Origin of the sequence: Frankia sp. AiPs1, assembly GCF_023716945.1 — a bacterium.
Classification (GTDB): Bacteria; Actinomycetota; Actinomycetes; order Frankiales; family Frankiaceae; genus Frankia.
In genome coordinates, this window is sequence record NZ_JAMQQF010000282.1 from 1 (window position 1) to 7,496 (window position 7,496).

The 7,496-nt window shown below is 70.4% G+C and carries 7 protein-coding genes; 6 read left to right on the forward strand and 1 reads right to left on the reverse strand.

The features are described from left to right. A partial coding sequence (locus ND748_RS20625) for an amidase (RefSeq protein ID WP_251747641.1) occupies window positions 1–907 on the forward strand: 907 nt, incomplete at its 5' end. Window positions 908–999: 92 nt separating this feature from the next. On the opposite strand, the gene ND748_RS20630 is transcribed toward ND748_RS20625, so the two are convergent. Next, window positions 1,000–1,680 (reverse strand): GntR family transcriptional regulator, encoded by a 681-nt coding sequence (locus ND748_RS20630; protein WP_251747642.1) that lies wholly within the window; start codon window positions 1,678–1,680, stop codon window positions 1,000–1,002. A 185-nt stretch (window positions 1,681–1,865) separates the two neighbouring features. On the opposite strand from ND748_RS20630, the gene ND748_RS20635 reads away from it, so the two are divergent. The 5 genes from ND748_RS20635 (at window position 1,866) to ND748_RS20655 (ending at window position 7,403) form a co-directional block, all read left to right on the forward strand. Further along, the gene (locus ND748_RS20635) at window positions 1,866–2,969 is read left to right on the forward strand and encodes an LLM class flavin-dependent oxidoreductase (protein ID WP_251747643.1); all 1,104 of its coding nucleotides are present in this window, start codon (window positions 1,866–1,868) and stop codon (window positions 2,967–2,969) included. A gap of 334 nt (window positions 2,970–3,303) precedes the next feature. Continuing rightward, the gene (locus ND748_RS20640) at window positions 3,304–4,134 is read left to right on the forward strand and encodes a fumarylacetoacetate hydrolase family protein (protein ID WP_251747644.1); all 831 of its coding nucleotides are present in this window, start codon (window positions 3,304–3,306) and stop codon (window positions 4,132–4,134) included. 268 nt (window positions 4,135–4,402) lie between these two features. Then, the gene (locus tag ND748_RS20645; RefSeq protein ID WP_251747645.1) at window positions 4,403–5,569 is read left to right on the forward strand and encodes a hypothetical protein; all 1,167 of its coding nucleotides are present in this window, start codon (window positions 4,403–4,405) and stop codon (window positions 5,567–5,569) included. Then, window positions 5,566–5,976, forward strand: a complete 411-nt coding sequence (locus ND748_RS20650) for a VOC family protein (RefSeq protein WP_251747646.1) — start codon at window positions 5,566–5,568, stop codon at window positions 5,974–5,976. The genes ND748_RS20645 and ND748_RS20650 overlap by 4 nt, the downstream gene beginning before the upstream one ends. A gap of 107 nt (window positions 5,977–6,083) precedes the next feature. Further along, window positions 6,084–7,403: a Rieske 2Fe-2S domain-containing protein gene (locus ND748_RS20655; protein ID WP_251747647.1), complete on the forward strand. Its 1,320-nt coding sequence runs from the start codon at window positions 6,084–6,086 to the stop codon at window positions 7,401–7,403. Window positions 7,404–7,496: the final 93 nt, after the last annotated feature.

Sequence of the window (7,496 nt, forward strand, 5' to 3'; positions counted from 1 at the left end):
GGTCGCGGGCGGCCTGGTCCCGCTGGCGACGGCCACCGACGGCGGCGGCTCGACCCGCCAGCCCGCGGCCTTCTGCGGCCTGCCCGGGTTGAAGACCACCTGGCGGATCACGCCCGGCGGGCCGGAGCCGGTGATCGAGCCGTTGACCGTCGTGACCACCGTGCTGACCCGCTCGGTGCGCGACCTTGCCTTCGTCCTCGACCTCACGGTCGGCTTCGACTCGCGCGACCCCTACAGCGCGCCCGGCCCCATCGGGGGTCAGCGGTTCGCCGCCGGGCTCGGTTCGGTGCCCACCCGGGGGCTGCGGATCGCCTGGATGCCGACACTCGGCGGCGCGCAGCCCGCGCCGGGCGTGCTCGCCGCCGTCGGGGACACGTTCGCGGAGCTGGTCGCCGCGGCCGGACTGTGCCAGGTCCAGGCGCCCGAGGTGAGCTTCCCGGCCGGCGCGGCGAGCTTCGCGGGCATCGCCGCACTGCGGCTCTACCGCTGGCTGGCCCCGTACTGGCCGGCGAGCGCCGACGCGCTGACCGACGACATCGGGTCGGCCATGCGGGCCGTCACGCTGCTCGATCCCACGGTGCTGGCCGGCCTCGACGACTACCGGATCGCCGTGATCGAGGCGGTGGCCGCGCTGTTCGAGGACGTCGACCTGGTTGCCTGCCCGACGGTGGGCACCGAGGCGTTCCCCGCCGGCGACCCCTCGCCGCGGCCGCCGGGCCCGCTGGCCATCGCGAACGTCAGCGGCTGCCCGGCGATCTCGATCCCGGCCGGATTCGGCCCGACCGGGCTGCCCGTCGGCCTGCAGGTGTTCGCGCCGCACCATCGGGACGCGCTGCTGATCGAACTCGCCGCCGTCGTGGAGCGGGCCCGCCCCTGGCCGTTGGTTGCCCCGGGATCGCCGCGATGAGCGCTGCCGGGATGGCGAGCGCCGCTGGGATGGCGTGCGGCGCCTCGATGGCAAGCGTCGCCGGGATGGCGAGCGGCGCTGGAAGGACGGCGCTAGGTCGCGCCGTCGGTGGCCGCCGCGACGCCTGCCCGGGTGTCCTCGTACCGGCTGGCGGCGCCGCGGATGTGCGAACGCATCTCCGCCTCGGCCCAGTCGGCGTCGCCGGCGCGGATCGCGTCGAGGATGCGCCGGTGCTCGTCCCACGCGCCGCCGGAGCGGCGCTGCACGCCGGTGGAGAACAGGAGCTGAAGCCGGTTCTGCAGGTCGCGCAGGACCTCGACGAGCGCGCCGTTGCCGCTGCCCCGGGCGAGCAGGTCGTGGAAGCGGGTGTTGAGCATCGGCAGCCGCTCGAACTCGCCCGCGATGGCCGCCTGGGAACCGGTGGCGACGATCTCCGCCAGCTCGGCGAGGACCGCCGGATCCACCCCGCGGGCGGCGGCCCGGCGCACCGCCGTGACCTCCAGCGCTGCGCGGACCTCGATGAGGTCGTGCGCCTCCTCGGCGCTGATGACGGTGACGACCACGCCGCGGCGTGGGGTCACCTCGACCAGGCCCTCCGACTCCAGCGCCCGGATGGCCTCCCGGACCGGGTTGCGCGACACGCCGAGCTCCTCGGCGATCCGGTCTTCGATGACCCTGCTGCCCTGGGTGATCCGACCGTCGAGGATGCGCTGCCGAAGTTCGTCGGCGACGAGCTCGCGAAGGGGCCGGTGGGCGGCTCCGAGCGTCTTCATGCTGTTGACCACCGCCGCAGTTCTCAGTTTGTGGACAGTATACGGGCAGGGATGCCGGCCGCTTCCTGCCGCGGGCCCGACGTTGCCGGGGCGGGGAAGTCGTGGCCTTGGCGGTTGGACGTCGCGGCCGTGTCTCTTGACTTGTATACACCATACGATGCATCCGAGGATGCCTGGAGGTACCGGTGCTCGCCGGAATCAACTTCTTTCCCACCGTCTCACCGGCGGAGAAGCCGGCCGTCCAGTTCTTCGACGAGTGTCTGGAACTGAGCGTCCTGGCGGATCGGCTCGGGTACCACTCCGTGAAGATTGTGGAGCACTATTTCTACCCGTACGGGGGATACAGCCCGGACCCGGTCACCTTCCTGGCCGCGGTGGCGACCCGGACGGAGCGGATCCGGCTCGTCACCGGGGCGAGCGTGCCCGCCTTCAATCATCCGATCAAACTGGCCGGGCAGCTCGCCATGCTCGACAACATCTGCCACGGCCGGCTCGACGTCGGCTTCGCCCGCGCGTTCCTGCCCGGCGAGTTCGAGGCGTTCGAGATCAGCATGGACTCGAGTCGGGCGCGTCATCAGGAGGGTATCGCCGCGATCCTGCGGCTCTGGCAGGAGGAGGAGGTTGTCTGGGACGGCACGTTCCACCGGTTCGGCCCGGTGACCATGCTCCCGCGGGTTTACCAGCAGCCGACGCCCCCGGTGTTCATCGCCGCCACTTCGACGCCGGAGAGTTTCGTCTGGGCCGGCAGCCAGGGCTTCAACCTGATGTTCATCCCGTTCACGTCGACGAACGAGAAAATCGCCGAACTACTGGCGCTGTATCGCGGCGCGCGGCTCGCGGCGGGATACACCCCCGGCTCGGAGCGGATTCAGATGGGAATCCACTGTTTCGTCGACACCGACGGTGACCGGGCGCGTCGGGAGGCCGCGGAGTACTACGCCGACTACGTCGAGAAGATGGTCCACACCTGGGAGGCGTACATGACCGCCCGGCCCGAGCAGTACGCCGGTTACGCGGACATGATCGCCGGCATGCGCAAGAAGTCACTGGCGACCCTGGAGGAGAACGCCCAGGTGTACGTGGGCACGCCGGGACAGGTGCGCGAGCAGGTCGCCGCGACGTTCGAGGTCTTCGGTACCGTCGAGCCGTCCATGCAGATCAACTTCGCCGCGATGCCGTTCGCCGACGCGTGCCGGACGATGGAACTGTTCGCCGCCGAGGTCATGCCGGCCTTTCCCGAACTCTCCGCCCCGGCCTCCTCACCCGCCCCGGCCGCTCCGGCCGGCTAGCTCCTGGTGCAGCCGTGCCAAGGTCCCTTTCCGGTGCTCGGTGACGGGTTGTGACATCGGATGGCGCCCGCCTCGCCGCCGGACGGGCCCGCGGGGAGGTGGTGTGCATGGGAACGAGGCAACCTGTTTCTTCTGGGGGACAAATCGGGCGCCGAACCCCCCAGAAGAAACAGGTAGGCGCTCTCCCGTGCATCCGCAGCCGCCGCTCGTGTCGCGACCAGCCCCAGCCCGCCTCGCCTGCTGTCACGGAAAGTGACAGCAGGGCGGGAAGAGGACCGCTGCGGCGCTGCACTGGCCTCACCCCAGCCTCTTCACTTCGAGCAAGGGAGACGTCATGCGTCTGTCGACCGTCCGCCGTCCGGGCGGCACCACCGCCGCCGGCCGGATCGAAGGCGACACGATCGTGCTGCTGGACTATCCGTGCGTGGGCTCGCTCATCGCCGCCGGCCTGGACTGGCGCACGGCCGCGGCCGCCGTCGGCGGCGAGGTGATTCCGCTCGACGGCGCCGATCTGGCGCCGCTCGTCCCCGCCCCGCCGAAAATCATCTGCATGGGTCTCAACTACGCGACCCATCTGAAGGAGATGGGGCGGACGCCGCCGACGCACCCGACGCTGTTCGCGAAGTACACCCGCGCGCTGATCGGGCCGACCGACGACATTCTGGTGCCGCCGGTGACCGAGGCCGTCGACTGGGAGGGGGAGCTCGCGTTCGTCATCGGGACGACGGTGCGGTTCGCCGACGAGGCGGCGGCCCGCGAGGCGATCGCCGGATACACCATCATGAACGATGTCACCATGCGCGACTGGCAGTTCCGGACGCTGCAGTTCCTGCAGGGAAAATCGTTCGAGGGGTCGACCCCGCTCGGACCCTCGCTGGTCACCCCGGACGAGCTGGAAAACCCCGCCGACCTGGCGCTGCGTACCCTCGTCAACGGCGAGGTGATGCAGAAGTCGCGGACCTCCGACCTGCTGTTCCCACCGGTGGAGATCGTGCGCTACGTCAGCCAGTTCATCACCCTGGAACCCGGCGACGTGCTCACCACCGGAACGCCGGGCGGCGTCGGCCACGGCCGGAATCCCAAGGTCTATCTCGCTGACGGAGACGTGGTGACCGTCGATGTCGAGGGACTGGGCGTCGTGCGTAACACCGTCCGGTTCGGCTGATTCCCGGATCCGCCGCGGCCAGGCGCCGAGCGGATGATCAACAGATTGTGTGATGACGTAGGACGCGTGATCCGCTGCGGATGGTGACGCCATTCGGATGGTGCTGCCGTTCGATGGTCGGAGATGGTCGGCGAAGGTCGGCGAAGGTCGGTCAGGAAACGCAGACTTTGCTGAACCGAAATCGGGTCGACCGGGAACCGAAACACCTGCTCCGCACACTGATATAGATCAATCTGGCCGGCGCGCCAAAACCACTTGAAGGTGCATCGTGCTCATTCCGAATCAGGCCGCCGACGGCGGCACCCTCACCACCCTGTTCCGGCGGGCGCTCGCCGGGTGCCAGGTGCAGCCCGGCGAGACTGTCGCGGTGCTGTCCAACGCCCAGTCGCCCCCCGCCTACATCGAAGCCACCGCCGCGGCGGCGGCGACCCTCGGCGCGAAGGTCTTCACCGTGGGTCTGCCCTCCATCCAGCGCGCCGCCGGCACCGTGCCCGGCGTCGGCGAGGTCTACGGGCTGACCGGGCTGACCGACCTCGGGCCCCTCATCGAAGCGCTCAAGGGCGTCGACATGGTCGTCGACCTGTCCGTCCTGCTGCACTCCGCGGAGCAGGAGGCCATCCTGGCCGCCGGCACGCGGATGCTGATGATCACCGAGCCGCCGGAGATCCTGGAACGGATGTTCCCGACCGACGAGCTGCGCGAACGGGTTCAGGCCAGCGCCAAGCTGCTCGGCGCGGCGAGTGAGATCCTCATCCGCTCCGACGCCGGCACCGACATCACGATGAAGCTCGGCCAGTTCGGCGCGGGCGGCGGCTGGGGCTTCACCTCGGGGCCGGGCACCCACGCCCACCTGGGCTCCGGTCTCGCCGCGATCTACCCGAACGACGGCGGCGCGAACGGCCGCTGGGTCATCGACGCCGGCGACATCATCTTCCCGTTCAAGACGTACGTGCAGTCGCCGATCACCGTGGACGTGGTCGACGGGTTCATCGTCGCCATCACCGGGCCCGGCGCGGACGCCGAGCTGTACCGCGACTACCTGGAGTCCTGGGGCGACCCGGAGGGCTTCGCGATGTCGCACATCGGCTGGGGTTGCAACGACCGGGCCCGCTGGAACGCGCTCGCCCTGCTCGACCGCTCCGCCACCCAGGGCATGGACGGCCGCTGCTACGCCGGCAACGTGCTGTTCTCCACCGGCCCGAACAACGAGGCGGGCGGCAGCCGGTTCACCCTCGCCCACTCCGACGTGCCGGTGCGCCGGTGCAGCGTCTGGCTCGACGGGCGGCAGATCCTCGACCACGGCCGGTTCGTCGTCGACGAGCTCGCCTTCGACGACGGCTTCGCCCGCCTCGGCGCGGCCGGCATGGGCGATGCCGCCGGCATGGGTGATGCGGCCGGCGTGGGCGCGGGCGCCCCGCTGGTGGGTGCGTCATGAAGGCGCTGCTCGGGCCGCTGTCCTGGAACCTCGTCTACGTCGACGACCTGGCCGCCATGCGGGAGTTCTACGAGAACGTCCTCGGCCTGCCGCTGCGGCACGCCACGAAGTACTTCGCGGCGTACAACACCGGCGGCTGCACCCTGGAGCTGATGGCGCGCAAGGACAACGGCCCCGACGCGGAGAACCTGCGCCGCGGCTGGGACCGCAACCGCGTCCTGATGTCGTTCAAGGTCGAGAAGATGGACGAGGTCGTCGCCGAGTTGGGCCGCCGCGGCGCGAAGCTGCTGCACGGCCCGGCGCCGACGGTAAACGAGGACGGCCAGGAGCCCGACGGCCGGGTCGCCCAGTTCGCCGACCCCGAGGGCAACATCTTCGAGCTCTGCGACGAGCCCCTCTTCTTCTGACTGGGGTGCCCCAGACTTCCTTGCCCTTCGGGGGGGCTCGGTGTCCGTTTTGTCCCCCCCGAACGGCAAGGAAGGACCGGCTGGCCCGTGATTGAGGTGATGACGACGTGAGCATCAGCGTGCCCGAGCACACCAGCTCGGGGATTGAGGTCGCGAACCGGCTCGTGGCCGAGACGCGCGACCAGGTTGACCAGGTCGAGGCGCCGCCGCGCCGGGCCCGGCCGTGGCAGCGCTACCTGGAGGCCGGCCTGGGCCTGCGGGAGTACTGGTACCCGGCGGCGCGCTCCGGCGAGCTCGCCGAGGGCGGCACGCACAAGGTGACGATGCTCGGCGAGGAGGTGCTGCTCGTCCGCAAGAACGGCAGGCTCTACGCCGTCGAGGACCGTTGCGCCCACCGCGGTACCCGCTTCTCCGAGCGGCCTCTGGTGCTCTCCGAGGACACGATCACGTGCTGGTACCACACGTGGACGTTCGACCTGGACGACGGCGACCTGCGCTGCATCCTCAACGAGCCGGGCACGGCGCTGGCCGGCAGGACCGGGATCCGGGCCTACCCGATCACCGAGGCCAAGGGCCTGATCTTCGTCTACATCGGCGACGCCGAGCCGCCGCCGCTGGAGGCGGACGTCCCGGCGAGCTTCCTCGCCGACGACATCGTCATGCACTACGCCGAGCCGAACGTCATCCGGGCGAACTGGCGGCTGGCGCTGGAGAACGCGTTCGATCCCGGTCATCACTTCATCCACAACTGGTCGCAGTATGTGATCGAATCGGGCTTCCCGATGACGTTCGGCTACGTCGCCCGGCCGGGGGAGGAGGCGGGCGAGGTCAAGTACGTCGTCGACACCACCGGGCCCAAGGGCTTCTCCCGGTGCACCCGGACGACCGAACTGATCTTCTCCGCCGTCATCCCGGGCAAGGACGGCCGGCCGGACACCACCTACACCGCCCCGGCGGCGGTCGGCCGCTCGCACCAGGAACTGGTCGACTCGTTCATGGCCATGCCGCCGATCGACGTGGGCATCTGGCTGCCGTCCTGCAACGAGACGGTCAACTTCCCGAGCGACATGATCACCTACGACTGGCTGGTGCCGATCGACGAGAACACCACCCGCAGCTTCATGATCGGCGGGAGGGTGTGCGCGACCGAGCAGGAGGCCGCCGACTGGCGCGGCGAGGTCGGCCGGGTCGAGTGGCGGGAGCCGGCCGTCGAGAAGTTCCTCGTCGACGACAACAAGGCTCGCGAGAGCATGCAGACCTTCTACGAGACCGAGAACGGCTGGGACCGGGAGCGCCTCTACCGCCCCGACCTCGAGATCACCATGTTCCGGAAGTTCTTCAGCGAGCACGCGCGGGCGATCCAGACCCCCGACAAGCTCGTCGCGCCGCGCAGCCGGCGCAACCCGACCCGGGGTCGGGCCCGATGAGCGAGGAGCCCGCGGCCGGGCCGGGGTCGGAGGAGACCGTGGACCTCTCCGCGGCCGGGGTGGCGCTGCCGCTGGACGCGGTCAGCGCCGAGC